At 68.5% G+C, this 24775-nt stretch carries 23 protein-coding genes; 17 read left to right on the top strand and 6 right to left on the bottom strand.

Annotated elements, in window-relative coordinates; all coding sequences use genetic code 11:
• Positions 1-39: 39 nt before the first annotated feature.
• From prpB to MNQ95_RS02350, 3 genes are read left to right on the top strand one after another with little or no spacing between them, the layout of a single operon-like run.
• Positions 40-939: a methylisocitrate lyase gene (gene prpB / locus MNQ95_RS02360; protein WP_162410797.1), complete on the top strand. Its 900-nt coding sequence runs from the start codon at positions 40-42 to the stop codon at positions 937-939.
• An 11-nt stretch (positions 940-950) separates the two neighbouring features.
• Complete coding sequence (gene prpC, locus MNQ95_RS02355) at positions 951-2102, top strand: bifunctional 2-methylcitrate synthase/citrate synthase (RefSeq protein ID WP_241953699.1); 1152 nt, start codon at positions 951-953, stop codon at positions 2100-2102.
• Positions 2103-2142: 40 nt separating this feature from the next.
• The gene (locus MNQ95_RS02350; RefSeq protein WP_162410799.1) at positions 2143-2724 is read left to right on the top strand and encodes a hypothetical protein; all 582 of its coding nucleotides are present in this window, start codon (positions 2143-2145) and stop codon (positions 2722-2724) included.
• A 165-nt stretch (positions 2725-2889) separates the two neighbouring features.
• On the opposite strand, the gene MNQ95_RS02345 is transcribed toward MNQ95_RS02350, so the two are convergent.
• The 4 genes from MNQ95_RS02345 to MNQ95_RS02330 form a co-directional block, all read right to left on the bottom strand.
• Entirely contained in the window at positions 2890-3501 is a 612-nt protein-coding gene (locus MNQ95_RS02345) for a glutathione S-transferase family protein (RefSeq protein WP_241953698.1), read from the bottom strand.
• Between the two features lie 135 nt (positions 3502-3636).
• Positions 3637-4092: a cell wall hydrolase gene (locus tag MNQ95_RS02340; protein ID WP_162410801.1), complete on the bottom strand. Its 456-nt coding sequence runs from the start codon at positions 4090-4092 to the stop codon at positions 3637-3639.
• 697 nt (positions 4093-4789) lie between these two features.
• On the bottom strand, positions 4790-6829 hold the full coding sequence (locus MNQ95_RS02335; RefSeq protein WP_241953697.1) for an NADPH-dependent 2,4-dienoyl-CoA reductase: 2040 nt from the start codon (positions 6827-6829) through the stop codon (positions 4790-4792).
• Positions 6830-6918: 89 nt separating this feature from the next.
• On the bottom strand, positions 6919-7938 hold the full coding sequence (locus MNQ95_RS02330) for a zinc-binding alcohol dehydrogenase family protein (protein ID WP_241953696.1): 1020 nt from the start codon (positions 7936-7938) through the stop codon (positions 6919-6921).
• Between the two features lie 319 nt (positions 7939-8257).
• On the opposite strand from MNQ95_RS02330, the gene MNQ95_RS02325 reads away from it, so the two are divergent.
• From MNQ95_RS02325 to MNQ95_RS02310, 4 genes are all read left to right on the top strand, one after another.
• A complete protein-coding gene (locus MNQ95_RS02325; RefSeq protein ID WP_162410804.1) occupies positions 8258-9340 on the top strand; it encodes an OmpA family protein in 1083 nt (360 codons plus the stop codon).
• Positions 9341-9497: 157 nt separating this feature from the next.
• Positions 9498-10004, top strand: coding sequence for a hypothetical protein (locus MNQ95_RS02320; RefSeq protein WP_162410805.1), 507 nt, complete (start codon positions 9498-9500; stop codon positions 10002-10004).
• Between the two features lie 49 nt (positions 10005-10053).
• The gene (locus MNQ95_RS02315; protein ID WP_162410806.1) at positions 10054-10809 is read left to right on the top strand and encodes a pseudouridine synthase; all 756 of its coding nucleotides are present in this window, start codon (positions 10054-10056) and stop codon (positions 10807-10809) included.
• An 88-nt stretch (positions 10810-10897) separates the two neighbouring features.
• The gene (locus MNQ95_RS02310) at positions 10898-11218 is read left to right on the top strand and encodes an LPS-assembly lipoprotein LptE (RefSeq protein WP_238390375.1); all 321 of its coding nucleotides are present in this window, start codon (positions 10898-10900) and stop codon (positions 11216-11218) included.
• Positions 11219-11241: 23 nt separating this feature from the next.
• On the opposite strand, the gene kbl is transcribed toward MNQ95_RS02310, so the two are convergent.
• Positions 11242-12441, bottom strand: a complete 1200-nt coding sequence (gene kbl, locus MNQ95_RS02305) for a glycine C-acetyltransferase (protein ID WP_162410807.1) — start codon at positions 12439-12441, stop codon at positions 11242-11244.
• Positions 12442-12707: 266 nt separating this feature from the next.
• Here kbl and MNQ95_RS02300 point away from each other — a divergent pair, with 266 nt between their 5' ends.
• From MNQ95_RS02300 to MNQ95_RS02270, 7 genes are all read left to right on the top strand, one after another.
• Positions 12708-14072, top strand: a complete 1365-nt coding sequence (locus MNQ95_RS02300; protein WP_241953695.1) for an OprO/OprP family phosphate-selective porin — start codon at positions 12708-12710, stop codon at positions 14070-14072.
• A 35-nt stretch (positions 14073-14107) separates the two neighbouring features.
• Positions 14108-15133: a sulfate ABC transporter substrate-binding protein gene (locus MNQ95_RS02295; RefSeq protein WP_241953694.1), complete on the top strand. Its 1026-nt coding sequence runs from the start codon at positions 14108-14110 to the stop codon at positions 15131-15133.
• On the top strand, positions 15130-15366 hold the full coding sequence (locus tag MNQ95_RS02290) for a hypothetical protein (RefSeq protein WP_241953693.1): 237 nt from the start codon (positions 15130-15132) through the stop codon (positions 15364-15366). Before MNQ95_RS02295 ends, MNQ95_RS02290 begins: the two co-directional genes overlap by 4 nt.
• Before the next feature lie 113 nt (positions 15367-15479).
• Positions 15480-16259 carry a sulfate ABC transporter permease subunit CysT gene (gene cysT, locus MNQ95_RS02285; RefSeq protein ID WP_241954336.1) on the top strand — a complete coding sequence of 260 codons (780 nt, stop codon included), beginning with the start codon at positions 15480-15482 and terminating at the stop codon, positions 16257-16259.
• 52 nt (positions 16260-16311) lie between these two features.
• A complete protein-coding gene (gene cysW / locus MNQ95_RS02280) occupies positions 16312-17226 on the top strand; it encodes a sulfate ABC transporter permease subunit CysW (protein ID WP_425605698.1) in 915 nt (304 codons plus the stop codon).
• Between the two features lie 13 nt (positions 17227-17239).
• Positions 17240-18295, top strand: a complete 1056-nt coding sequence (locus MNQ95_RS02275) for a sulfate/molybdate ABC transporter ATP-binding protein (protein ID WP_241953691.1) — start codon at positions 17240-17242, stop codon at positions 18293-18295.
• 184 nt (positions 18296-18479) lie between these two features.
• Positions 18480-19184, top strand: a complete 705-nt coding sequence (locus MNQ95_RS02270) for a TorF family putative porin (protein WP_241953690.1) — start codon at positions 18480-18482, stop codon at positions 19182-19184.
• A gap of 81 nt (positions 19185-19265) precedes the next feature.
• Here the strand turns inward: MNQ95_RS02270 and tdh are convergent, their stop codons facing one another.
• Complete coding sequence (gene tdh / locus MNQ95_RS02265; RefSeq protein WP_241953689.1) at positions 19266-20300, bottom strand: L-threonine 3-dehydrogenase; 1035 nt, start codon at positions 20298-20300, stop codon at positions 19266-19268.
• 162 nt (positions 20301-20462) lie between these two features.
• Between tdh and MNQ95_RS02260 the strand changes: the two genes are divergently transcribed.
• The 3 genes from MNQ95_RS02260 to folC all read left to right on the top strand — a co-directional run bounded on the left by MNQ95_RS02260 (position 20463) and on the right by folC (position 24753).
• On the top strand, positions 20463-22631 hold the full coding sequence (locus MNQ95_RS02260) for a S46 family peptidase (RefSeq protein WP_241953688.1): 2169 nt from the start codon (positions 20463-20465) through the stop codon (positions 22629-22631).
• A gap of 168 nt (positions 22632-22799) precedes the next feature.
• Positions 22800-23444 (top strand): histidine phosphatase family protein, encoded by a 645-nt coding sequence (locus tag MNQ95_RS02255; RefSeq protein ID WP_241953687.1) that lies wholly within the window; start codon positions 22800-22802, stop codon positions 23442-23444.
• A 22-nt stretch (positions 23445-23466) separates the two neighbouring features.
• The gene (gene folC, locus MNQ95_RS02250; protein ID WP_162410817.1) at positions 23467-24753 is read left to right on the top strand and encodes a bifunctional tetrahydrofolate synthase/dihydrofolate synthase; all 1287 of its coding nucleotides are present in this window, start codon (positions 23467-23469) and stop codon (positions 24751-24753) included.
• The last annotated feature ends 22 nt before the right edge of the window (positions 24754-24775 follow it).

Genomic DNA, 24775 nt, shown 5'->3' with positions numbered 1-24775 from the left:
ACCGCCGGCCGATGGGCCGGGAGAGCAGAGGATCCCGCCATGACCACGTCCGTCGCCGCCCTGACCCCCGGAGCGAAATTCCGCGCCGCCCTGGCCGCCGAATCGCCGCTGCAGGTGATCGGCGCGATCAACGCCAACCACGCGTTGCTCGCCAAGCGCGCGGGCTATCGCGCGATCTACCTGTCCGGTGGTGGCGTGGCGGCCGGTTCGCTGGGCCTGCCGGACCTGGGCATCAACACGCTCGACGACGTGCTGGTCGATACCCGCCGCATCACCGACGTGTGCGACCTGCCGCTGATGGTCGACATCGACACCGGCTTCGGCCCGAGCGCGTTCAACATCGAGCGCACGATCAAGTCGCTGATCAAGGCCGGCGCGGCGGCGTGCCACATCGAGGACCAGGTCGGCGCCAAGCGTTGCGGCCACCGTCCGGGCAAGGAGATTGTTTCCGCCGGCGAGATGGCCGACCGGGTCAAGGCCGCGGCCGATGCGAAGACCGACGCGTCGTTCTTCCTGGTTGCGCGCACCGACGCGATCGCGGTGGACGGCGTGGACGCGGCGATCGAACGCGCGATCGCGTGCGTGGAAGCCGGTGCGGACGGCATCTTCGCCGAGGCCGCCTACGACCTGCCGACCTACCGGCGTTTCGTCGACGCGGTGAAGGTTCCGGTGCTGGCCAACATCACCGAGTTCGGCAAGACCCCGCTGTTCACCCGCGACGAGCTGGCCTCGGCCGGCGTGGCGATCCAGCTGTTCCCCCTGTCGGCGTTCCGCGCCGCCAACAAGGCAGCCGAGAACGTGTACCAGGCGATCCGCCGCGATGGCCACCAGCAGGCGGTGCTCGACACGATGCAGACCCGCGAAGAACTCTATGACCGCATCGGCTACCACGCCTTCGAGCAGAAGCTCGACGGCTTGTTCGCTGCGAAGAAATCCTGAGGAGTACCCAGATGAGCGAGACCACCGCCACCTTCAAGCCGAAGAAGTCCGTCGCCCTGAGCGGGACGCCGGCCGGCAACACCGCCCTGTGCACGGTCGGCCGCAGCGGCAACGACCTGCATTACCGCGGCTACGACATCCTCGACCTGGCCAGCACCAGCGAGTTCGAGGAGATCGCGCACCTGCTGGTCCACGGCAAGCTGCCCAATGCCGCCGAGCTGGCCGGCTACAAGGCCAAGCTGAAGTCGCTGCGCGGCATCCCGGCGGCGGTCAAGGCCGCGCTGGAGGAACTGCCGCCGTCGGCGCACCCGATGGACGTGATGCGCACCGGCGTGTCGGTGCTCGGTTGCGTGTCGCCGGAGAAGGACGACCACAACCATCCCGGCGCGCGCGACATCGCCGACAAGCTGATGGCGTGCCTGGGTTCGATGCTGCTGTACTGGTACCACTGGTCGCACAACGGCCGCGCCATCGACGTGGAGACCGACGACGACTCCATCGGCGGCCATTTCCTGCACCTGCTGCACGGCGTGCCGCCGCGCGAATCGTGGGTGCGGGCGATGCACACCTCGCTGGTGCTGTACGCCGAGCATGAGTTCAACGCATCGACCTTCACCGCGCGGGTGATCGCCGGCACCGGCAGCGACATGCACAGCTGCATCGGCGGGGCGATCGGCGCTTTGCGCGGGCCCAAGCACGGTGGCGCCAACGAGGTCGCCTTCGAGGTGCAGAAGCGCTACGACACCCCCGACGACGCCGAGGCCGACATCAAGGCCCGGGTCGAGCGCAAGGAAGTGGTCATCGGTTTTGGCCACCCGGTGTACACGGTCGGCGACCCGCGCAACGGCGTGATCAAGCAGGTGGCCCGGGACCTGTCGGCCGAGCAGTCCAGCATGAAGATGTACGACATCGCCGAGCGGCTGGCGACGGTGATGTGGGACATCAAGAAGATGTTCCCCAACCTGGACTGGTTCAGCGCGGTCAGCTACCACATGATGGGCGTGCCGACGGCCATGTTCACCCCGCTTTTCGTGATCGCCCGCACTTCCGGCTGGAGTGCGCACGTGATCGAACAGCGGATTGATGGCAAGATTATCCGGCCCAGCGCCAACTACACCGGTCCGGAGAACCTCGAGTTCGTCCCGATCGACCGCCGCGGGTAGGGGATTGAAAACATGAAGTCGCGGACGCTCGGGGGGAGCCATGCGCGAGGGGATCTACCGCAAGACCGATGCGGGACGCGACGAGATACGTGATCGCGGCCGGCGGCTGTCGCCGCCGCTGCGTACCGTGCTGCTGATGGTGGACGGCCAGCGCTCGCTGGCCCAGCTGCGCGAGGTGGCGGCCGGGATGAAGGCGCCCGACGACGCGCTGGCCGCATTGCTGGCCGACGGCCTGATCGAACTGGTGCCGAGCGGGTTCGACGCGGCCGGGCTGATGGGTGCGCTGGGGCCGCGGCCGGCCAGCCGGCCCCCGGACGTGCGCCTGGCAACTGCGGCCGAGGCAGCGGTCGCGCAGGCGAGTGCAGCGCCCGCGGACGCGCCGCCGGCGAAGGGCCAGGCGGACAAGCGCTCCGGGTCCTACCTGCATCTCTACGAACGCATGAGCGAAGCCGTGCGCGCCCACCTGGGCCTGCGCGGTTATTTCCTGCAGCTCAAGGTCGAGCGCTGCGGCGATGCCGACAGCCTGCAGGCCCTGCTGCCCGAGCTGCGCGCGGCCGTGGCCAAGGCCAAGGGCGAGAGCTTCGCCAGCGACTGGGAACGCACCCTGGAAGTGCCGGCCTGAGTCATGGGCGGCGGGCCTGTCGGCCGGTCGCCGTGACCCGGATTCCCGTACCTGCCGTCCGACGGCCGTTGCGGCGCGCCGGTCTACCGCGCCCGCCCGCCACCGGACCTATCGGCCGGCGGGCTCTGCCGGCGGCCGTTGGCAGGTCCGGGCGGCGCGGACCGGTCAGGCCAGGCCTTCGGCCTGGAGCGCGCGCTGCACGCCGGCGTCGGCGTCCATGCGTGCCTGGAAGGCGGCCAGTGCATCCAGGCCCGACAGGTCCACGCCCACCCGGCCGGCCCAGCGCACGGTCACGTACAGGTACGGGTCGGCGAAGCTGCGGAAGCCGGCCAGCCACTCGTGTCCCTGCAGCTGCCGGTCGGCCGTTTCGAACAGGGCGCGCACGCGCTTGCGCGCGGCGGCCTTCACCGCGTCGTGCTGGGCCGGGTCCTCGATGTAGTTGCCCGGCCCGAACAGCGGCTTGAAGGCCGGGTGCAGGTCCGAATTGACGAAGGACAGCCAGCGGGTCGCCTCGGCGCGCTGGCGGGCGCTGCCGTCGCCGGCCAGCCCCGCCTGCGGGAAGCGGTCGGCGATGTAGCCGACGATGGCCGCGTTCTGGGTCAGGACGAAGTCGCCATCGACCAGGACCGGCACCGAGCCGGCCGGGTTGAGCGCGCGGAAGGCGGGGGCTTTCATCGCCTCGGCACCCAGCACTTCCAGTTCGTAGGTCTCGCCGGTCCAAGCCAGGTCGATGTGGACGGCGGTGGAGCAGGCACCAGGCTTGGTATAGAGCTTCATGCGGGGATCCTCGGCACGGACGCGGAAAGAAGAAAGGCCCGCGATTATCGCGGGCCTTGCGTTCGTACTGCGTGCCGGTCGCGCAACGGACCGTCGTGACGGGCCGGCTTGCGGGACCCGGCGGTGGCAGGCCGCTCAGGTGCGCGGCTTGAGCTTCTGCACCCGATAGAAGGTGTGGTCGCCGATCGTGGCCACCTGGTAGGAGTTGCTCCAGCTCGGGCTGGCGATGGCGTGGGCGGCGAAGTGGCTGGCGCCGGGCACGATCTCGCGGCGCTGGCCGACCGGCAGGGCCCAGTTGCGCTCGGCGCGCAGGGCTACGTCGATCGAGCGATCCCAGGCCTTCATGTTGGCCAGCTGGGTGTTGGGCGAGACGATCGTCGGCGCGAACTGCTTGCGCGCGGTGACCACGTCGCACATCGAGTCGCCCCACAGGCCGCTGTCGCGGCGGCGAAGGGCCACCTCGGCAACCGCTTCCTGGCCGCGCACGCTCTGGTCGCGGGCTTCCAGGTACACCGTCGTGCTCAGGCAGAGCGAGTCGGCGGCCGGCTGCGGCATGAGCTGCGACAGCCAGAGGATCCATGCCAGCTTCATCAGTTTCTCCTTGCTCCGTCTACGCGGCGTTGGCGACGTCCTCACGGGGAGGGCGGCGCATAACGCTGCGGGCGTCATGGGGAGGCGGCCGTGTCTGCGGGCCGCCCCGGGTGCCGGCGAATCTGGTGGCCGGCTGACCCGCCTAAGGCGGCGGGCCGGGGAAGTGGCGGCACGATAGGGGCCGGTTTGCCAACCGAAACTGAACGGGGTTGCTTGACAGGGCGGGCTGAAGCGGGGTGTGAAAAAGTGACGGGTGCACGGTTTTCGGGCTGGTCCGGGCAGCGGGTGAGGGTCGGGAACCGGCTGCATGGGCCGGGAAGCGAGGGTGTCAGGGGGTGCCGGATGCGGGGTTTTCAGAAGAGGGCGTGGCTTCTCGTGGTTGCAAGCGGCGGCTCTGCAGTGGCCTTCAGGTGTCCAGACCCCAGGGTGGGTGCCTTGGGGCGGGTGAAGGTCCTGCAGGGTCGTCCTCGGTGTCGCGGTCGTGCCCGCTCCTACAGGGAGCGGCTGCAGCGGGGGTCTGGAGCCGGCGGCCACCGAGGTGATGTTTGTAGGAGCGGGGTTCAGCCCGCGACACCGACGCCGTGGCGGGGCGGCGTCCTCGAGAGTCCGGCATCCTCGGTGTCGCGGTCGTGCCCGCTCCTACAGGGAGCGGCTGCAGCGGGGGTCTGGAGCTGGGGGCCGCAGTGTGCTGCCAGCCTCAGAAGCCGGCGGCGAGCCGGCTGCCCTGGGCGATCGCGCGCTTGGCGTCCAGTTCGGCGGCCACGTCGGCGCCGCCGATCAGGTGCACCGGTGCAGTCGCGCCGGCGGCCTGCAGGGCGGCCTGCAGCTCGCGCTGCGGCTCCTGGCCGGCACACACCACCACGCTGCCGACCGGCAGCAGCTGTTCGGCGCCGTCGATGCGGATGCGCAGGCCATCGTCGTCCACCCCCAGGTATTCGACTCCGCCGAGCATCTTCACGCCCTTGGCCTTGAGCGTGGCGCGGTGGATCCAGCCGGTGGTCTTGCCCAGGCGGGCGCCGGGACGGCCCGGGCTGCGCTGCAGCAGCCAGACTTCGCGCGCGGCCGGTTCGGGTTGCGGCCGGGCCAGGCCGCCGCGGCCGTCGCCGTCCAGGTCCACGCCCCATTCGGCGCGCCAGCGGACCGGGTCGAGGCTGGGCGATTCGCCCTCCTGCACCAGGAACTCGCCGACGTCAAAACCAATCCCGCCGGCGCCGATGATCGCCACCCGCCCGGCGACGCTGGCGCGGCCGCTCAATACGTCCAGGTAGCTGACCACCATCGGATGGTCGGCGCCGGGGAAATCGACCCGGCGCGGCGCGATGCCGGTGGCCAGCACGATCTCGTCGAAGCCGGCCAGTTCGGCCGGGCCGACGCGCGTGCCGAGGCGGATCTCGACCCCGGTTTCCTCCAGCAGGTGGCCGTAGTAGCGCAGCGTCTCGTGGAATTCTTCCTTGCCCGGGATGCGCTTGGCCAGGTTGAACTGGCCGCCGATCTCGCCGGCGGCATCGAACAGGGTGACTGCATGGCCGCGCTGGGCGGCCACGGTCGAACAGGCCAGGCCGGCCGGGCCTGCGCCGACCACGGCGATGCGCTTCTTCACGGTGGCCGGCAGGTAGTTGAGCTCGGTCTCGGCGACCGCGCGCGGGTTGACCAGGCAGCTGGCGACCTTGTTCTCGAACACATGGTCCAGGCAGGCCTGGTTGCAGGCGATGCACGTGTTGATGGCGCGCGCGCGGCCGCCGCGGGCCTTGTTCACCCACTCCGGGTCGGCAAGCAGCGGACGGGCCAGCGAGATCATGTCGGCCTGGCCGGCGGCGAGGATGCCTTCGGCCACCTCGGGCATGTTGATCCGGTTCACCGCGACCAGCGGCACCGACACATGCGGCTTGAGCCGCGCGGTGATCCCGGCGAACGCGCCGCGCGGCACCGAGGTGGCGATGGTCGGCACGCGCGCTTCGTGCCAGCCGATGCCGGAATTGATGATGGTCGCGCCCGCGGCTTCGACCGCGCGCGCCTGGGCGACGATTTCGTCCCAGGCATTGCCGTCCTCGACCAGGTCCAGCAGTGACAGGCGATAGATGAGGATGAAGTCCGGGCCGCAGGCCTCGCGCACCCGGCGCACGATCTCCACCGCGAAGCGCATGCGCTTCTCCGCGCTGCCGCCCCAGGCGTCCTCGCGTTTGTTGGTCCGCGGGGCGGTGAACTGGTTGATCAGGTAGCCCTCCGAACCCATCACCTCCACGCCGTCGTAGCCGGCTTCGCGCGCACGCGCCGCAGCGCTGGCGAACGCGGATATCTGCCGCTCGACGCCGCGCGCGGACAGGGCGCGCGGGGTGAACGGGTTGATCGGCGCCTTGAGCCTGGACGGGGCCACCTGCAGCGGGTGGTAGCCGTAGCGGCCCGCGTGCAGCAGCTGCATGCAGATCCTGGCGCCATGCTCATGCACCGCGCGCGTCACCTGCCGGTGCGGCGCTACCTCCCACGGCCACGACAGCTTGCCGCCGAACGGGGTGAGCCAGCCGACCACGTTCGGGGCGAAGCCGCCGGTGACGATGAGTCCGGCACCGCCGGCGGCGCGCTCGGAGAAATAGGCCGCCAGCTTCGGGAAGTCGCGGGCACGATCTTCGAGGCCGGTGTGCATCGAGCCCATCAGCACCCGATTGCGCAGGGTGGCGAAACCCAGGTCCAGCGGGGCGAACAGGTGCGGGTAGGGCGTTTCGGAGGCGGCTGGCGTCATGTGCGGAGATACGCTGGCGTACGGATGGCGCATCCTCCCGCCAATCGCGGATATCGGCAAGTCCGCCAGTCCGCCCTGGGCGGGGGTGGTTATTCCCAGCCGGCGAGTGCGAGCTTGCCGATCGTGCCGCCCGATTCCATGCGCCGGTGCGCTTCGCGCAGATTGGCCGCATTGATCGGGCCGAGCACCCCGGTCAGCGTGCTGCGCAGTTCACCGGCCTCCACCAGGCTGCCGACCCGGCTGAGGATCTGGTGGTGGCGGATCATGTCCGCGGTGCGGAAACGCGGCCGCGCGAACATGAATTCCCAGTGGATGCCGATGCACTTGGACTTGTAGGGGTCGCCGATGCGCAACGCGCCGGCCGGCTCGACGATCAGGCCGACATGGCCTTGCGGCGCCAGCAGTTCACCCAGCGCATCCCAGTAGCGGTCGGTATCAGCCAGGTTGATCGCCGCATCGACCGTCTCCAGGCCCAAGGCCTGCAGCTGGGGCGCCAGCGGTTGGCGGTGGTCGATCACGTCGTGGGCGCCGAGCTGGCGGCACCAGTCGTCGGTCCCGGCGCGAGAGGCGGTGGCGATCACCCGGAAGCCGGCATGCCGGGCCAGCTGGATGGCGATCGAACCCACCCCGCCGCCGCCGCCGACAACCAGCAGGCTAAGGCCGTTGCCCTCGGCGTCGAACGCGAACGGCATGCGCTCGAACAGCAGTTCCCAGGCGGTGATCGTGGTCAGCGGCAGGGCCGCGGCCTCGGCGAAGTCCAGGGTGGTCGGCTTGGGCCCCACCAGGCGTTCGTCGACGAGCTGGTACTGCGCGTTGCACCCCGGACGGGTCACGTCGCCGGCGTAATAGACTTCGTCGCCGGGCTGGAACAGGGTCACTTCATCGCCGACCGCCTCGACCACGCCCGCCGCGTCGAAGCCCAGGACGCGCGGTTGCGCCTCGACCTGCGGCTTGGGCGCGCGCAGCTTGGCGTCGACCGGATTGACCGACACCGCCTCGACCCGGACCAGCAGGTCGCGGGGGGCGGGCAGGGGGCGCGGCAGGGTGACGTCCTGGAGCGAGTCGGGATCGTCGACGGCCAGGTAGCGGGTCAGGGCGACTGCTTTCATGCATTTCATCCTTGGATTCGCCGGGCCAGTATGCCGCGGGCCCGGGCACGAGGCCGGCCCGGCCGAGGGGGATGCCGGGGGCAAGCACAAAATCGCTTGCAGAGCATTAAGGAATGCGCAAAAGTGCAATCGGATCGACGGTTTTCACATGTTATGGTACTGTTAACACCGTCTTCACCTGTTCCCGCCTAGGCTTTTGCGGGACGACGTGCAGAACGGCCGTCAGGGATGTCCGCCGAAAGTTCCCTTGGTAGGGCATCTGCAGTGACCTGAGGCAACACGGTTTCTTCACCCCCGAATCAGCAAGGAGCTAGATGAGATGAATAAGAAACTTCTGACTGCAGCACTGCTTGGCGGCCTCGCCGTTGCGCAGGCTGCTTCCGCGCAGGAGTTTGATGACCGCTGGTACCTTACCGGTTCGGCGGGCTTCAACTTCCAGGACAGCGGTCGCGGCACCGAAGACGTCCCCTTCCTGGGCCTGGGTCTGGGCAAGTTCGTCAGCCCGAACTGGTCCATCGACGGCGAGCTGAACTACCAGAACCCCGGTCTGAACAGCAATCGTCACCTGAACTGGAGCCAGTACGGCGTTTCGTTGGACTTCCGTCGCTTCCTGATCCAGGAAGGCCGTGAGTACAACCCGTACTTCCTGTTCGGTGTTGGCTACCAGCGCGCCGAGGAAGAGTTCGACGCCTTCCCGAACCCGGATTCCCCGGGTCGTCGTGAAGACGGCAACCTTGCTGCCAAGGTCGGTGTCGGCCTGCAGACCACCTTCGACCAGCGCGTCGCCGTGCGTGCCGAAGTGGCGTACCGCGCCGACTTCGACGACCGCAGCGTCAATGCGCCGAGCGAAGACTGGTTCGGCGACATCCTCGCCTCGATCGGCCTGGTGATCCCGCTGGGTCCGCCGCCGGCTGCCCCGGTCGCTCCGCCGCCGGCCGCGCCGAGCTGCGCCGACCTGGACGACGACGGCGACGGCGTCAACAACTGCGACGACAAGTGCCCCGACACGCAGGCCGGTACGGTTGTGGGTCCGGACGGTTGCCCGGTGCCGGTGTCGATCGACCTGAAGGGCGTGAACTTCGACTTCGACAAGGCGACCCTGCGTCCCGACGCGCTGGCGACCCTGGGCGAAGCCACCGAGATCCTGCGCCGTTATCCGCAGCTGAAGGTTGAAGTCGCCGGCCACACCGACCTGTGCGGTGCCGAGGACTACAACCAGAAGCTGTCCGAGCGTCGCGCCAAGACGGTGTACGACTACCTGACCAGCAACGGCATCGATGCCGGTCGCCTGGCCGGTCCGGTGGGCTACGGCGAGAGCCGTCCGCTCGAGCCGACCCCGCAGACGCTGCCGGGTTGCAAGAACGAAACCAACCGTCGTACCGAGCTGAACGTCCAGAACTGATCGGACGCCAAGCGGCAAGACCACAAGGCCCGGCTTCTGCCGGGCCTTGTTTTTTTCATGCCCGGGAATGCCCACGCGCGGGATTTGCGTCGTGCGTCCTTGAATCACCCGATGCCGCTGCCTACACTCGGCTCGACCATCTCCAGGAACCATCCAGATGCGCGCCATCGTCGCTGCCGGCCTGTTTGGCCTCGCCTATATCCCGGTTGCCGCGATTGCTGCCGCCAACTGTTCCGGCCCGATGGTGCAGGCTCCGCTGCCGTTGCATGCCACGGTAGCCGCGCCGGTCGCACCGGAGCTGGGCTCGCGCACCTCGCAACTGGGAATGCCCAGTGGCGTGCTTGCCCCCGAGTCCGATGCCAGCCAGTCGCTGGACCGGGTATTGCTGCGCCTGCGGATCGAGGGCTGCCGCAACGTCGCCAAGGCCCTGCCCGCCTCGCCGGCCGCGGTCAGTTCCAACGATCCGGCGGCCTACAAGCCCAAGACCGAATTCGACAATACCCCCTGGCGTTTCAACATGACCCAGGATGGCAAGCGCATGACCGCCGACGAGTTCGACGCCTGGATGAAGGCGCGCGGCGCGCGCGTGGCCACCGGCAAGCCGGCTGCCGCTCAGCCTGCTGCTGCTCCCGCGGCGCCAGCCAAGCCTCCGGCCAAGGACTGACCCCGGTCACGGAGGGGATCCCTCCCGTCCGGCGGCATGTCGCGCTTCGATGGCAGGTCGCCATCCCGCAACACCGCGCCATGGGCTTGCACGAGTGCTGTCCAAGGCAGGCGTGTGCTCGCGCACCGAAGCGGCGAACTGGATACGCGATGGACGCGTGCGGGTCGACGGGCGCATCGTCCGCGATCCCGAATACCCGTTGCACGACGGCATGCGGCGCGTGCAGGTCGACGGCCTGGACGCCGCACCACCGCCGCGCCAGTACCTGATGCTCAACAAGCCGCGTGGCCTGGTGACCAGCACGCGCGACGAGCAGGGTCGCGACACGGTCTACCGCTGCCTGGAGGGTGCGCCGTTGCCCTGGCTGGCGCCGGTCGGGCGCCTGGACAAGGCCAGCGAGGGGTTGCTGCTTTTCAGCAACGACCCGCAATGGGCGTTCGCGATCCTCGACCCGGCCAGCGGACCCGACAAGACCTACCACGTGCAGGTCGATCGCCTGCCCGATGCCGCATGGCTGGCGCTGCTGGAGCAGGGCACGGACGTGGAAGGCGAACACCTGCGCGCGAAGTCGGTCTCGGTGCTGCGCTGCGGGGAGCGCAACGCCTGGCTGGAGATCGTGCTCGACGAAGGGCGCAACCGGCAGATCCGCCGCCTGCTGGCCGCATTCGACGTCGGCGTGTTGCGCCTGGTGCGCGTGGCGATCGGTGGCCTGGCGCTGGGTACGCTCGGCAAGGGCGAGTGGCGCCTGCTCCAGGACAGCGAGCGCGATGCGCTGGCACCGGCGACCGCGCCGGTGCCACGCTGATCGCGCTGCGGCAAACCGGCACTGCCGCACGGTTTGCACCGTTGCCCTGCGCCTACACTGCCGCGGTCGAACCATGCCGGGGAAATCCATGTCGCGGATGCGTCCGTTCCACATCCTGATGCTGCTGGCCGGTGTTGCCCTGCTGACCGCCTGCGCGGGGAAGAAGCCGCGCTCGGCGGCGAAGGCCGCGGCCAAGGAGGACGTTGTCGCCGTCCACGGCAAGGATCCGTACCCCTACCGGTTCGACATGACCCAGAAGGGCAAGCGGATGAGCGCCGACGACTTCGACGCCTGGATGAAGGCGCGTGGGTTGCGCGTCGCCAAGGGCGGATCCACCCCCAAGCCCGCCAAGGGCAAGGGCAAGGCGATCGCGGCGGCAAAGGCCAAGACCAAGCCCAAGAACGACTGACCTCCGGTCCAGACGGCGACGCGTCAGCCGCCGATCACCCCGAGCTCGCGGCCGATGCGGATGAAGGCATCGATCGCCCGGTCCAGTTGTTCCCGGGTGTGCGCCGCGCTCATCTGGGTGCGGATCCGCGCCTGGCCCTGTGGCACCACCGGGAAGAAGAAGCCGATCGCGTAGATGCCTTCCTCCAGCAGCCGCTGGGCGAACTTCTGCGCCAGCGGCGCGTCGTACAGCATCACCGGGCAGATCGGATGCACGCCCGGTTTGATGTCGAAGCCGGCGGCGGTCATGCGCTCGCGGAAGTGGGCGGTGTTTTCCTGCAGCCGGGTGCGCAGCTCGCCCGCCGACGCCAGCATGTCGAATGCCTTGATGCCCGCGGCGACCACGTGCGGCGGCAGCGAATTGGAGAACAGGTAGGGGCGCGAGCGCTGGCGCAGCAGTTCGATCACCTCCGCGCGCGCGGTGGTGAAGCCGCCCAGCGCGCCGCCCATCGCCTTGCCCAAGGTGCCGGTGAAGATGTCGATCTTCTCCATCACGCCCTTGACCTCGGCCGAGCCACGGCCGGTCGCGCCAAGGAAGCCGGTCGCATGGCATTCGTCGATGTGGACCAGCGCGTCGTACTTCTTCGCCAGCGCGGTGATCTGGTCCAGCGGGGCGATGAAGCCGTCCATCGAGAACACGCCGTCGGTGGTGACCATGATCGTGCGCGCGCCGTCGGCGCGGGCCTGCTGCAACTGCTTTTCCAGGTCGGCCATGTCGCAGTTGGCGTAGCGGTAGCGCCTGGCCTTGCACAGGCGCACGCCGTCGATGATCGAGGCGTGGTTGAGGGCATCGGAAATGATCGCGTCGTTCTCGTCCAGCAAAGGCTCGAACAGGCCGCCGTTGGCGTCGAAGCAGGCCGCGTAGAGGATCGTGTCCTGGGTGCCGAAGAAGTCGGCGATGGTCCGCTCCAGCTGCTTGTGCAGGTCCTGGGTGCCGCAGATGAAGCGCACCGACGCCATCCCGAACCCATGTGAATCCAGTGCGTCCTTGGCCGCCGCGATGATGTCCGGGTGATCGGCCAGTCCCAGGTAGTTGTTGGCGCAGAAGTTCAGCACACGGCGGCCATCGGCCAGCTGGATCTCGGCCGACTGCGGGCTGGTGATGATCCGTTCGGCCTTGAACAGGCCCTGCTCGCGCAGGCCCTCCAGCTGGCTGGCGTAGCGGGCGAGGGCGGCGTCGGACATGTCGCGGATCCTTGGAGGCGGGGTCGGGCGGTAAGCGAGGCATTTTACCCGGCGCATCCTGCGAGAGCGCCTAATGCCTTGCAGCTATAAGGTGCTCGTCCTTATTCATTTCCCGTCCCGAACCTGAATAGGGATTATCTCGTCACCGGCCATCAGGCCATGACGACGGGTATCCCCAGATGCAGCAGCGAGAGGCGGGCGAAAGGCGTGGTGCCGGCGGGAGGCCGGGAATCTGGCTGACCGGGGCGCTGGCCTGTTCGTTGGCCATGCCTGCCCTGGCCCAGCAGAAGCCCACGGTGGAGGAGCTGCAGCGTCGCCTGGAAGCCCTGGAGGCGCGCTATGGCGCCGCACCGGCGGCCGCCGATGGACAGGTGAGCGACGTGGCCACGCTGGACCAGCGCCTGCGCGTGCTGGAGCGCAACCTCGAATTGCAGGAAGAGGCGCGCGTGGCCAAGGAAAAGGAGGCCGTCGTGGTGGCGGTCAACGACAAGGGCGCATCCTTCAAGTCGGCCAATGGAGACTACGAACTCAAGATCCGCGGCCTGATCCAGGGCGACGGTCGCTTCTACAGCGCTGGCGAGCCGGCCGGCACCTATGACACGTTCCTGTTGCGCACTGCGCGGCCGACGATCGAGGGCACGCTCGGCAAGTGGATCGGTTACCGCTTCACGCCGGAGTTCGCCGGCGACAGCGCGAGCATCGTCGACGTCTATGCAGACCTGAAATTCTCGCCCGCGGCGACCGTGCGCGTCGGCAAGTTCACCTCGCCGGTCGGCCTGGAACGGCTGGAGTCGTCCTCGGCGTTGTCGGCGATCGAACGCGCGCTGCCCAGCGAACTGGCCCCCAACCGCGACATCGGCGTCCAGTTGCAGGGCGAGCTGGCCAAGGGCGTGGTGACCTACGCGGCGGGCGTGTTCAACGGCTCCGTGGATGGTCGCGATGCCGTGACCAGCAACCCGGACAACGATTTCGAATACGCGGGACGCCTGTTCTTCGAACCGTTCAAGAACGATGCGAACTTCTGGTCCGGCCTGGGCTTCGGCATCGGCGGCAGCTTCGGCGACACCCAGGGCACCGGCAACAATTTCCTGCCGCGTTACCGCACGCCCGGCCAGGTGCAGTTCTTCAACTACCGCGGCGCGGTGGTGGCCGATGGCAGCCGCACCCGCTGGTCTCCGCAGGGCTACTTCTATCGGAACAACTTCGGACTGCTGGCCGAGTACATCGAGTCCGCGCAGGAACTGCGCGTCGGTGCCACCGAGGCTGAACTCGAGAACACCGCCTGGCAGGCCACGGCCAGCTGGGTGCTCACCGGCGAGGACGCCAGCTATCGCGGCGTAGCCAAGCCCTCCAGCCCCTTCAGCCCGGGCAAGGGTGGCTGGGGTGCATGGGAGCTGGTCGGACGCTACGGCGAGCTGGACGTGGACGACGCAGCGTTCCCGCTGTTCGCCGATCCGGCAGTCGCGGCGCGCAGTGCGCAGGCGTGGACGGTGGGCGTCAACTGGTACCTCACCAGCAACCTGAAACTGGTCGCCAACTACCTGCAGACGAGCTTCGATGGAGGTGCCGCCGCCGGCGCCGACCGCGAGACGGAAAAGGCAGTGTTCACCCGGCTGCAGGTCGCGTTCTGATCTGCTTCCCACGACAAACCCGAGGAGCCATATCCATGAACACGCACAACACCCGCAGGTTCGCGTTGCGCCTCGCCGCGGCCGCCTTCGGCCTGGTGCTGGCGGGCGGGGCGGTCGCCAAGGACGCGCAGCTGCTCAACGTGTCCTACGACCCCACCCGCGAGCTCTACCGCGATTACAACGCCGCCTTCGCCAGGCACTGGCAGGAGACCAAGGGCCAGAAGGTGGCGATCGAGACCTCGCATGGCGGATCGGGCAAGCAGGCCCGCGCCGTGATCGACGGCCTCGAGGCCGACGTGGTGACCCTGGCGCTGGCGTACGACATCGATTCGATCTCCGAGCGGGCCAAGCTGTTCCCGGCCAACTGGCAGAAGCGCCTGCCGGAGAACAGCACGCCCTACACCTCGACGATCGTGTTCCTGGTGCGCAAGGGCAATCCGAAGGGCATCCGCGACTGGCCGGACCTGCTCAAGTCCGGCGTGTCGGTGATCACCCCCAATCCGAAGACCTCCGGTGGCGCGCGCTGGAATTACCTGGCGGCCTGGGCCTACGGTTTGAAGATCTTCCAGGGTGACGAGGCCAAGACCCGCAACTTCGTCGCCGCGCTGTTCCGCAACGTGCCGGTGCTCGATACCGGTGCACGTGGTTCGACCACCACGTTCGTCCAGCGCGGCATCGGCGACGTGCTGCTGGCCTGGGAGAACGAGGCGTTCCTGTCGATAGAGGAACTGGGCCCGGACAAGTTCGACATCGTCGTGCCCTCGCTGTCGATCCTGGCCGAGCCTCCGGTCGCCCTGGTCGACAGGAACGTGGACAAGCACGGCACGCGCGAGGTCGCGCAGGCCTACCTGCAGTACCTGTACTCGCCCGAGGGCCAGCGCATCGCGGCCAAGCATTACTATCGCCCGCGCCATCCGCAGCACGCCGACCCGGCCGACATCGCCCGCTTCCCCAAGGTGGAACTGGTGACGATCGATGGCGTGTTCGGTTCGTGGGCCGCGGCGCAGAAGAAACACTTCGCCGACGGCGGCGAGTTCGACCAGATCCAGGCCAAGAAGTGACCGGCGGCGTGACCGGGGGACTGCGCATGCACCACTACACGCCGGCCGGGCAGCAGGTCTTTGCGAAAAATTACCTGCGCCCCATGGATGATGCGGTGCTGCGGCGGCATGCGGCGAGTTTCCTGGAACTCGAAACCTTCCGCGTGGAATCGGCGTTCGGCAGTTGGCTGGAGGCGCAGAAGAAGCACTTCGCCGATGGCGGAGTATCCGACAGGACCTATTCGAAGCGATGACGACGGGCAGCACGACGATCGATGCGAACGGCACGCCGCCCCAGGGCGGCGTGGCCGTGTCCGGGCGCCGGCGCCGGGTGATTCCCGGGTTCGGGCTCAGCCTGGGCTACACGATGGCCTGGCTTGGCCTGATCGTGTTGCTCCCGCTGCTGGGCCTGTTCGTGCACTCCGCGCAGCTGGGCCTGGACGGACTGTGGCGGATCTGGACCGAGCCGCGCGTGCTGGCGGCGCTGAGGATCAGCTTCGGCACCGCGCTGGCCGCGGCCGCGTTCAATGCGGTGATGGGCACGCTGGTCGCCTGGGTGTTCGTGCGCTACCGCTTCCCGGGCCGGCGCCTGTTCGACGCGATGATCGACCTGCCGTTCGCCTTGCCCACCGCGGTGGCGGGCATCGCGCTGACCGCGCTGTACGGCCCCAATGGCTGGATGGGGCGCTGGCTGGAGTCGGTGGGGATAAAGGTCGCCTATACGCCGCTGGGAATCACGGTCGCACTGGTGTTCATCGGCTTGCCGTTCGTGGTGCGGGTCGTGCAGCCGGTGCTGGCCGAGGTCGAGCGCGAACTGGAGGAGGCCGCCGCCACGCTCGGCGCAAGCCGCTGGCAGACCGTGCGCCGGGTCGTCCTGCCGACGCTGTGGCCGGCGGTGCTGGCCGGCTTCGCCCTGGCGTTCGCACGCGGCGTGGGCGAGTACGGATCGGTGATCTTCATCGCCGGCAACATCCCGCAGGTCTCGGAGATCGCGCCGCTGCTGATCACGATCAAGCTCGAGGAGTTCGACTATGCAGGGGCGACCGCGATCGCGGCCGCGATGCTGCTGCTCTCGTTCGCCTTGCTGCTGCTGATCAACACGCTGCAATCGAGGATGGCGCGCGGCGAACGCAGGGGAGGCGGCTGAGATGGGTGATACATTGGGCGCCGTCCTTGCCGTCGATGCCGGGGAACGTGTGGTGCATAGCGCACGCGATCGCAGTCCGGCCCGGCCGGCATCGCCGACCACCGAGCCCCGCTGGGTGCAGGTGTCGCTGATCGTCCTCGCGCTGGCATTCCTGCTCTCGTTCCTGCTGCTGCCGTTGTTGCTGGTATTCACCGAAGCACTGCGCGGCGGTGTCGATGCGTTCGTCGTCGCCGTCACCGAGCCCGATGCGCTGGCCGCGATCCGCCTGACCTTGCTGGTGACCGCGATCGTGCTGCCGCTCAACCTCGTGTTCGGCGTGGCGGCGGCCTGGGCGGTGACCAAGCACGAGTTCTTTGGCAAGCGTTGGCTGGTCACCTTGATCGACCTTCCGTTCGCGGTGTCGCCGGTGGTGGCCGGCCTGGTCTTCGTGCTGATCTTCGGCGCGCAGGGCTGGGTGTACCCGCTGATCGACGAAGGGTGGCGCTTCACCCTGCCGCTGTGGGGCGAGATCCACCTGCAGTTGCCGAAGATCATCTTCGCGCTGCCGGGCATCGTGCTGGCCACGATCTTCGTCACCTTCCCGTTCATCGCCCGCGAACTGATGCCGCTGATGGAGCAGCAGGGCGTGGACGAGGAACTGGCGGCGATGAGCCTGGGCGCCAGCGGCTGGCAGACGTTCTGGCGGGTGACCCTGCCCAACATCCGCTGGGCGCTGCTCTACGGCGTGCTGCTGTGCGGCGCGCGGGCGATGGGCGAGTTCGGCGCCGTGTCGGTGGTGTCCGGCCACATCCGCGGCCGTACCAACACGCTGCCGTTGCACGTGGAGATCCTCTACAACGAATACGCCTACAGCGCCGCGTTCGCCGCGGCCTCGCTGCTGGCATTGAGCGCACTGGTCACGCTGGTGCTGAAGACCTGGCTGGAGTGGCGCCATGGCGAGTCGCTGGCCGCCAACCACCGCCACTGAACACGGAGTACGTATGGCGATCCGGATCGAACACCTGCACAAGCGCTTCGGCGCGTTCGCCGCGCTGGACGGCATCGACCTGGAAATCCACCAGGGCGAACTGCTGGCGCTGCTCGGGCCTTCGGGGTCGGGCAAGACCACGCTGCTGCGCGTGATCGCCGGGCTGGAACATCCGGACGACGGACGCGTGCTGTTCGGCAGCGAGGACGCGACCCGGTTGAGCGTGCAGGAGCGGCGCGTGGGATTCGTGTTCCAGCACTACGCCCTGTTCCGCCACCTGACCGTGGCCGACAACATCGCCTTCGGCCTGAACGTCCGGCGCGGCCGCGACCGCTGGCCTGCGGCGAAGATCAGCGGCCGGGTGGAGGAGCTGCTTTCGCTGGTGCAATTGCAGGGACTGGGCGGACGCTACCCGGCGCAGCTTTCCGGCGGCCAGCGTCAGCGTGTGGCACTCGCGCGCGCATTGGCGATCGAGCCGCGCGTGCTGCTGCTGGACGAGCCGTTCGGTGCGCTCGATGCGCAGGTCCGGCGCGACCTGCGCGGCTGGCTGCGGCAGCTGCATGAGCAGACCGGGTTGACCACGGTGTTCGTCACCCACGACCAGGAGGAGGCGCTGGAGCTGGCCGACCGGGTAGCGATCCTCAACAACGGGCGGATCGAGCAGCTGGCCACGCCGGCCGAAGCCTACGACCGTCCGGCGACGCCATTCGTGTATTCCTTCGTCGGCGCGGTCAATCGCCTGCGCGGGTTGCGCACTGGCGACCGCATCGAGGTTGCCGGGCTGGTCCTGCCAGCGGCGTCGGCTGCCGCTGCAATCCCTGGCGATGGCGAACTGGACCTGTACGTGCGCCCGGAAGACCTGCGCCTGGGCGAGGGGGGGTGGGAAGCGACCGTCCTGGGTAGCCAGCGCAGCGGGCCGCGCGTGCGCGTGCGTGCGCGGTTGCATGGCGATGGTGCAGGGCACGAGGAGGTTGAAGTCGAGTTGCCGGTGGGGGCCGAGAAGGCACATCCGCCGGGCAGTCGAGTGGGCCTGCTGCCGGTGAGGTTCGGCGCCTTTCCGGCGGCCTGACGGGCGCCAATCTTCCCCGTTACGTCTTCCAGGACCGGTCGCGCGCGCCGCGCGATCCGGCACTTGACGCGGGGGAATGTTGCACCGCAATATCGAGCGGGTTAATTATTTGTGAAGCCGTGAGCACGTTCGCGCTACCGCCCACGGTCCCGCTGCGCCAGCCCCCACCGACAGGAGATCCAGGATGAAGCCGTCCAAGCTCGCCGTATCGCTCGCCGCCGTAGTGCTGTCCGTCCTTCCGTTCGCCGTGTTCGCCCAGGAAGCCGAGGAAGAATCCTCGCCGTTGACCTGGTCGGTCGCCGCTGTTTCCGATTACGTGTGGCGTGGCGTTTCGCAGACCGATGAGGATCCGACCGCGCAGGCCGGGCTGACCTACTCGCATTCCTCGGGCTTCTATGTGGGCACCTGGGCATCCGGCGTGGATTTCGGCCCGGGCGACCCGAGCGTCGAGGTGGACGGCTTCATCGGCTACAGCATCGACCTGAGCCCCGACACCAACTTCGACGTGATGATCAACCGCTACATGTACCCGGACGCGGGCGGTCTGAACTTCAACGAGTTGATCGGCAAGTTCACCTTCTTCGATGCCTACAGCGTCACCATGGCGTTCAGCGACGACTTCGGCGGCTCGGACACCAATGCCTATTACGTGGCCGGTGCCGGCAGCTGGGGCCTGCCGGGCGATTTCAGCCTGAACGCAGGCGTGGGCTACAACTCGCTGGCCGATTCCTACGGCGAGGACTACGTCGACTACAACATCGGCGTCAGCCGCAGCTGGGGCCTGTTCACCGCCGCGCTGGGCTATTACGGCACCGACGGCAACGGCACCGACAACTTCGGCGACCTGGCCGACGACCGCGTGGTCCTGACCCTGTCCGTGGGCAACTGAGCCGCGTCCGTTCCGGCATTGCCCGGATGAAGAAAAAGGCGCCGGAGGGCGCCTTTTCTTTGCTGCATGCAGGCCGCGGCGTCAGGTCCAGCTGAGGACGACCTTGCCGGCCTTGCCCTGTTCCATCAGGTCGAAGCCCTGCTGGAACTCGTCGATCGGCAGCTGGTGGGTGAGTACCTTGCCCAGCGGGAAGCCGGACAGCACCAGCTGGGTCATCTTGTACCAGGTCTCGTACATCTTGCGGCCGTAGATGCCCTGCACGGTCAGGCCCTTGAAGATGATCTTGTCCCAGTCGCAGCCGGCGCCCCTGGGCATGATCCCGAGCATGGCGATCTTGCCGCCGTGGTACATGCAGTCGAGCATGTCGTTGAACGCGCGCGGGTTGCCGCTCATCTCCAGGCCCACGTCGAAGCCTTCCATGTGCAGGTCGTTCATCACGTCCTTGAGCGACTGGTTGGCGACGTTGACCACGCGGGTGGCGCCCATGTCGGCGGCCAGCTTCAGGCGGAAATCGTTGACGTCGGTGACCACGACATTGCGCGCGCCGATGTGCTTGCAGATGCCGGCGGCGATGATCCCGATCGGGCCGGCGCCGGTGATCAGCACGTCCTCGCCGACCACGTCGAATTCCAGCGCGCAGTGCGCGGCGTTGCCGTAGGGGTCGAAGAACGCGGCCAGCTCCGACGGGATCGGGTCGGGGATCGGCCACAGGTTCGAGGCCGGCATGACGATGTACTCGGCGAACGCGCCGTCGCGGTTGACGCCGATGCCAACCGTCTTCGGGCACAGGTGCGGGCGGCCGCCGCGGCAGTTGCGGCAATGGCCGCACACGATGTGGCCTTCGGCCGACACGCGCTGGCCGATCTTGTAGCCGGACACGCCCGGGCCGAGCTCGGCGACGCGGCCGACGAACTCGTGGCCGATCACCAGGCCCGGCTTGATCGTGCGCTGGCTCCACTCGTCCCACAGGTAGATGTGCAGGTCGGTGCCGCAGATGGCGGTCTTCTCGACCTTGACCAGGACCTCGTTCGGGCCGGGCGCCGGTACCGGCACTTCTTCCAGCCAGATGCCCTTGGTGGCTTCGCGCTTGACCAGCGCCTTCATGGTTCGGGACATCGTCGGGTGGCCTGCCGGGGAAGGTCGCCATTATAGGTTGCCCGGGAAACCATCGCGCATGTGAAGCGACCGGCCGGACGGCCCGACCCTGCCGAAGGTCATGGGGCGCCCGCGTGCGACCGGCCGCTAGAATCGGGAACCCTTTCAATTGGAACTGTCCTGATGCGACTTCGCCTGCTTACCGTCTCCGTCCTGGCCTCGCTGGCCACCCTTCCGGTTGCACAGGCAGGCGAGGGGATGTGGGTGCCGCAGCAGTTGCCGGAGATCGCAGGCCCGTTGAAGCAGGCCGGTCTGAAGCTGTCGCCACAGCAGCTGGCCGACCTCACCGGCGACCCCATGGGCGCGGTGGTGGCCTTGGGTGGCTGCACTGCAAGCTTTGTTTCGCCCGGCGGCCTGGTGGTGACCAACCACCACTGCGCCTATGGCGCGATCCAGCTCAACTCGACGCCCGAGAACAACCTGATCCGCAACGGCTTCAACGCGCCGACCACGGCCGACGAAGTCAGTGCCGGTCCGAACGCCCGCGTGTTCGTGCTCGACGAGATCACCGACGTAACCAAGGAGGCGCAGGCGGCGATCGCCGCGGCCGGTGCCGATGCACTGGCGCGCACCAAGGCGCTGGAAGCCTTCGAGAAGAAGCTCATCGCCGAATGTGAAGCCGATGCCGGCTTCCGCTGCCGCCTGTACAGCTTCTCCGGCGGCAACACCTACCGCCTGTTCAAGAACCTGGAAATCCGCGACGTGCGCCTGGCTTACGCGCCCCCGGGCAGCGTTGGCAAGTTCGGCGGCGACATCGACAACTGGATGTGGCCGCGCCACACCGGCGACTTCGCGTTCTACCGCGCCTATGTCGGCAAGGACGGCAAGCCGGCCGCGTATTCGACCGACAACGTACCGTTCAAGCCCAAGCGCTGGCTGAAGATCGCCGACAAGCCGCTGGGCGAGGGCGACTTCGTCATGGTCGCCGGCTATCCGGGCTCGACCAACCGCTACGCGCTGGCGGCCGAGTTCGACAACACCGCGCAATGGACGTATCCGACCATCGCCCGCCACTACAAGAACCAGATCGCGCTGGTCGAGGCAGCCGGCAAGAAGGACCCGGAGATCCAGGTCCGTTACGCAGCCACCATGGCCAGCTGGAACAACACCAGCAAGAACTACGAAGGCCAGCTGCTGGGCTTCGATCGCATCGATGCAGCCGGCCAGAAGCAGGCCGAGGAAGCGGCAGTGCTGGCCTGGTTGAAGGGGCAGGGCGCCAAGGGCACCGCAGCGCTCGATGCGCATGACCAGCTGATCGCGCTGCTCAAGCAGACCCAGGCCACGCGCGAGCGCGACCTGACCCTGGCGATGTTCAACAACACCGCCATGCTCGGCGCGGCGAGCCAGCTGTACCGCTTGTCGATCGAGCGCGAAAAGCCCAACGCCGAGCGCGAATCCGGTTACCAGGACCGCGACCTGACCGCGATCGAGGGCGGTCTGAAGCAGCTCGAGCGTCGCTACGTGCCCGCGATGGACCGCCAGCTGCAGGAATACTGGCTCAACGAGTACCTGAAGCTGCCCGCCGGCCAGCGCGTGGCGGCGGTGGACCTGTGGCTGGGCGGCAATGACGCCAAGGCGGTCAAGCGCGCGCTCGACCGGCTGGCGGCGACGAAGCTCGGCAGCACCGACGAGCGCCTGAAGTGGTTCGGCGCCGACCGCGCCGCGTTCGAGGCCAGCACCGATCCGGCGATCCAGTACGCGGTGGCGGTGATGCCGACCCTGCTCACCCTGGAACAGCAGCGCAAGACCCGCACCGGCGAGAACCTGGCCGCACGTCAGGTCTACCTGCAGGCGCTGGCGGATTACAAGAAGAGCCAGGGTGAGTTCGTGTATCCGGACGCCAACCTGTCGTTGCGCATCACCTTCGGCAACGTCACCGGCTACGTGCCGCGCGATGGCGTGAAGTACACGCCGTTCACCACGCTCGAAGGCGTGGCCGCCAAGGAAACCGGCGCCGCGCCGTTCGATTCGCCCAAGGCGCTGCTGGACGCGGTGGCGGCCAAGCGCCACGGCGGCCTGGCCGACGAGCGGCTGGGCTCGGTGCCGGTGAACTTCCTTTCCGACCTCGACATCACCGGCGGCAATTCCGGTTCGCCGGTACTCGACGCGCACGGCAAGCTGGTCGGCCTGGCGTTCGACGGCAACTGGGAGTCGGTCGCGTCCAACTGGGTGTTCGATCCGTCGATGACCCGGATGATCTCGGTCGACCAGCGCTACATGCGCTGGATCATGCAGGAGGTCTTCCCCGCACCGCAGCTGCTCAAGGAAATGGACGTCGCGCCGGCGCGCTGAGCACGGCCAGGTGTCTTGCGGAAGGGCGCTGGCCGTTGCCGGCGCCCTTTCCGTTTCAGCTGTTCCGGCTGCCGGGATGCGCCCGGCGGCGGGTTGGCCGGCCCGTCCACGGGTTATCATTCGCACCCCGCGCCAACCGGCGCGGGAGATCGCCACACTGGGGAATACATGCGCATCCTGCTTGCCCGTCACGGAGAAACGCCGTGGAATGCCGAAGGCCGTTACCAGGGCCAGATCGACATTCCGCTTTCGCCGGTGGGCGAGGCGCAGGCACGCGCGCTGGGCGAACGCCTGCGCGACGTGCAGATCAGCCGCGCTGTCGCCTCGCCGCTGTCGCGTGCACGCCGCACCGCCGAACTGGCGCTGGGTGAGGGCCGGGTCTCCATGCTGCAGCTCGAGCCGGAGATCCAGGAGATCGCCCATGGCGAATGGGAGGGCCTGCTCGCCAGCGAGATCGGCGAGAAGGATCCTGCGCGCCTGCGCGCATGGCGCGAAGAACCGGACACGGTGCTGATGCCCGGTGGCGAGTCGCTGCGCCAGGTGCTCGATCGCTCGTGGCGCGGCCTGGCCCGTGCCGCCGAAGGGCTGGGCGACGACGACACCCTGCTGGTGGTCGCGCATGACGCGGTCAACCGCGTCGTGCTGTGCAGGATCCTGGGCCTGCCGATCGGCAAGCTGTGGACCTTCCGCCAGGCCCCGACCACGCTCAACCTGCTCGAAGGCCCCGACATGGAGAGCCTGGAAGTGGTGCGCCTGAACGACTGCGCGCACCACACTCCGTTCTTCGGCGAGGCCAAGCACCGGGCGTTGTAAGCGCAGGCGCGGATCCTCGGTCATGTCTGACGTACCGACCAACGCGGTGGGCCTGGATGGATGGCTCGCCTACATGGAATCGCAGCATCCGCGTTCCATCGATCTGGGCCTGGATCGCGTGCGCGAAGTCGCCGCCCGCCTGGGCCTGGGGCGCCCGGCCGCGCAGGTGATCACCATCGCCGGCACCAACGGCAAGGGTTCGACCGTGGCCTTCGTCGAGTCGATCGCCCGTGCCGGTGGCTGGAAGGTCGGCGCGTACACCTCGCCCCACCTGCTGCGCTACAACGAGCGTGTGCGCATCGATGGCGAAGAGGCCTCCGACGAGGCGCTGGTCGCCGCTTTCCTCGCGGTGGAAGCAGCGCGCGGGGGCACGTCGCTGACCTACTTCGAGTACGGCACGCTGGCGGCGCTGTGGCTGTTCGAACGCGCGGCGCTGGACCTGGCGGTGCTGGAGATCGGCCTGGGCGGGCGCCTGGACGCGGTCAACATCGTCGACCCGGACGTGGCGGTGGTCACCACGGTCGACGTCGACCATGCCGACTGGCTGGGCAGCGACCGCGAAACGATCGGGCGCGAGAAGGCCGGGATCGCGCGGGCATGGAAGCCACTGGTGCTGGGCGAGGTCGATCCGCCGTCGAGCGTGTTGCGCCATGCGTACGCGATCGGTGCAAATGCGATCCGCCTGGGCAGCGATTTCTTCCACGAGCCGGCGGAAGACGGGCACTGGCGCTGGCGCGACGTCGGCGCCGAACTGCTCCTGCCGGCGCCCTTCCTGGCCGCGCCGTCGCAGCGCGCCAATGCCGCCACCGCGATCGCAGCACTGCGCGCGTTGCCGCGGAGTCCGGATGACGCTGCGTACGCGCAGGGTGTGGCTGCGGCGCGGTTGGCCGGGCGCCTGCAGCGGTTCGAGCGTGATGGCATCGAGGTCGTGGTCGATGTCGCGCACAACCCGCAGGCCGCGCGCGAACTGGCTGCCTGGCTGCGCGCGCAGCCGGCCGCGGGTGCGACCGCGGCGGTGTTCGCGGCGCTGGCGGACAAGGACGCGGCCGCGATGGTCGAGCCCCTGGCCGCGAGCGTGTCGCGCTGGCACCTCGCGGGTCTGGCGGAGAACCCGCGCGGGCTGGACGTCGACGCGTTCGCCGCACGGCTGGTCCATGCGGATGCCGTCGGGTCCGCGAGCCGCGATGTCGGCGTGGCCGAAGCGCTGGAGCGGGCGATTGCCGCCTCCTCTCCTGGCGACCGGGTCCTGGTGTTCGGTTCGTTCCATACCGCCGCCGCGGCCATGACCGCTTTGCATTCAGGGCGATGACGGCTCGGCCACGGCATCGCGG

The sequence above is a fragment of the Pseudoxanthomonas daejeonensis genome (assembly GCF_022637495.1).
GTDB lineage: Bacteria > Pseudomonadota > Gammaproteobacteria > Xanthomonadales > Xanthomonadaceae > Pseudoxanthomonas > Pseudoxanthomonas daejeonensis.
The sequence above is the reverse complement of the archived record's forward strand: the minus strand, read 5'-3'. Positions and strand labels throughout refer to the sequence as shown.

Bases quoted from the DNA above. Each gene is read 5' to 3' on its own strand.
- prpB (WP_162410797.1), top strand. From the start codon at position 40: ATGACCACGTCCGTCGCCGCCCTGACCCCCGGAGCGAAATTCCGCGCC.
- prpC (WP_241953699.1), top strand. From the start codon at position 951: ATGAGCGAGACCACCGCCACCTTCAAGCCGAAGAAGTCCGTCGCCCTG.
- MNQ95_RS02350 (WP_162410799.1), top strand. From the start codon at position 2,143: ATGCGCGAGGGGATCTACCGCAAGACCGATGCGGGACGCGACGAGATA.
- MNQ95_RS02345 (WP_241953698.1), bottom strand. From the start codon at position 3,501: ATGAAGCTCTATACCAAGCCTGGTGCCTGCTCCACCGCCGTCCACATC.
- MNQ95_RS02340 (WP_162410801.1), bottom strand. From the start codon at position 4,092: ATGAAGCTGGCATGGATCCTCTGGCTGTCGCAGCTCATGCCGCAGCCG.
- MNQ95_RS02335 (WP_241953697.1), bottom strand. From the start codon at position 6,829: ATGACGCCAGCCGCCTCCGAAACGCCCTACCCGCACCTGTTCGCCCCG.
- MNQ95_RS02330 (WP_241953696.1), bottom strand. From the start codon at position 7,938: ATGAAAGCAGTCGCCCTGACCCGCTACCTGGCCGTCGACGATCCCGAC.
- MNQ95_RS02325 (WP_162410804.1), top strand. From the start codon at position 8,258: ATGAATAAGAAACTTCTGACTGCAGCACTGCTTGGCGGCCTCGCCGTT.
- MNQ95_RS02320 (WP_162410805.1), top strand. From the start codon at position 9,498: ATGCGCGCCATCGTCGCTGCCGGCCTGTTTGGCCTCGCCTATATCCCG.
- MNQ95_RS02315 (WP_162410806.1), top strand. From the start codon at position 10,054: ATGGCAGGTCGCCATCCCGCAACACCGCGCCATGGGCTTGCACGAGTG.
- MNQ95_RS02310 (WP_238390375.1), top strand. From the start codon at position 10,898: ATGTCGCGGATGCGTCCGTTCCACATCCTGATGCTGCTGGCCGGTGTT.
- kbl (WP_162410807.1), bottom strand. From the start codon at position 12,441: ATGTCCGACGCCGCCCTCGCCCGCTACGCCAGCCAGCTGGAGGGCCTG.
- MNQ95_RS02300 (WP_241953695.1), top strand. From the start codon at position 12,708: ATGCCTGCCCTGGCCCAGCAGAAGCCCACGGTGGAGGAGCTGCAGCGT.
- MNQ95_RS02295 (WP_241953694.1), top strand. From the start codon at position 14,108: ATGAACACGCACAACACCCGCAGGTTCGCGTTGCGCCTCGCCGCGGCC.
- cysT (WP_241954336.1), top strand. From the start codon at position 15,480: ATGGCCTGGCTTGGCCTGATCGTGTTGCTCCCGCTGCTGGGCCTGTTC.
- MNQ95_RS02275 (WP_241953691.1), top strand. From the start codon at position 17,240: ATGGCGATCCGGATCGAACACCTGCACAAGCGCTTCGGCGCGTTCGCC.
- MNQ95_RS02270 (WP_241953690.1), top strand. From the start codon at position 18,480: ATGAAGCCGTCCAAGCTCGCCGTATCGCTCGCCGCCGTAGTGCTGTCC.
- tdh (WP_241953689.1), bottom strand. From the start codon at position 20,300: ATGTCCCGAACCATGAAGGCGCTGGTCAAGCGCGAAGCCACCAAGGGC.
- MNQ95_RS02260 (WP_241953688.1), top strand. From the start codon at position 20,463: ATGCGACTTCGCCTGCTTACCGTCTCCGTCCTGGCCTCGCTGGCCACC.
- MNQ95_RS02255 (WP_241953687.1), top strand. From the start codon at position 22,800: ATGCGCATCCTGCTTGCCCGTCACGGAGAAACGCCGTGGAATGCCGAA.
- folC (WP_162410817.1), top strand. From the start codon at position 23,467: ATGTCTGACGTACCGACCAACGCGGTGGGCCTGGATGGATGGCTCGCC.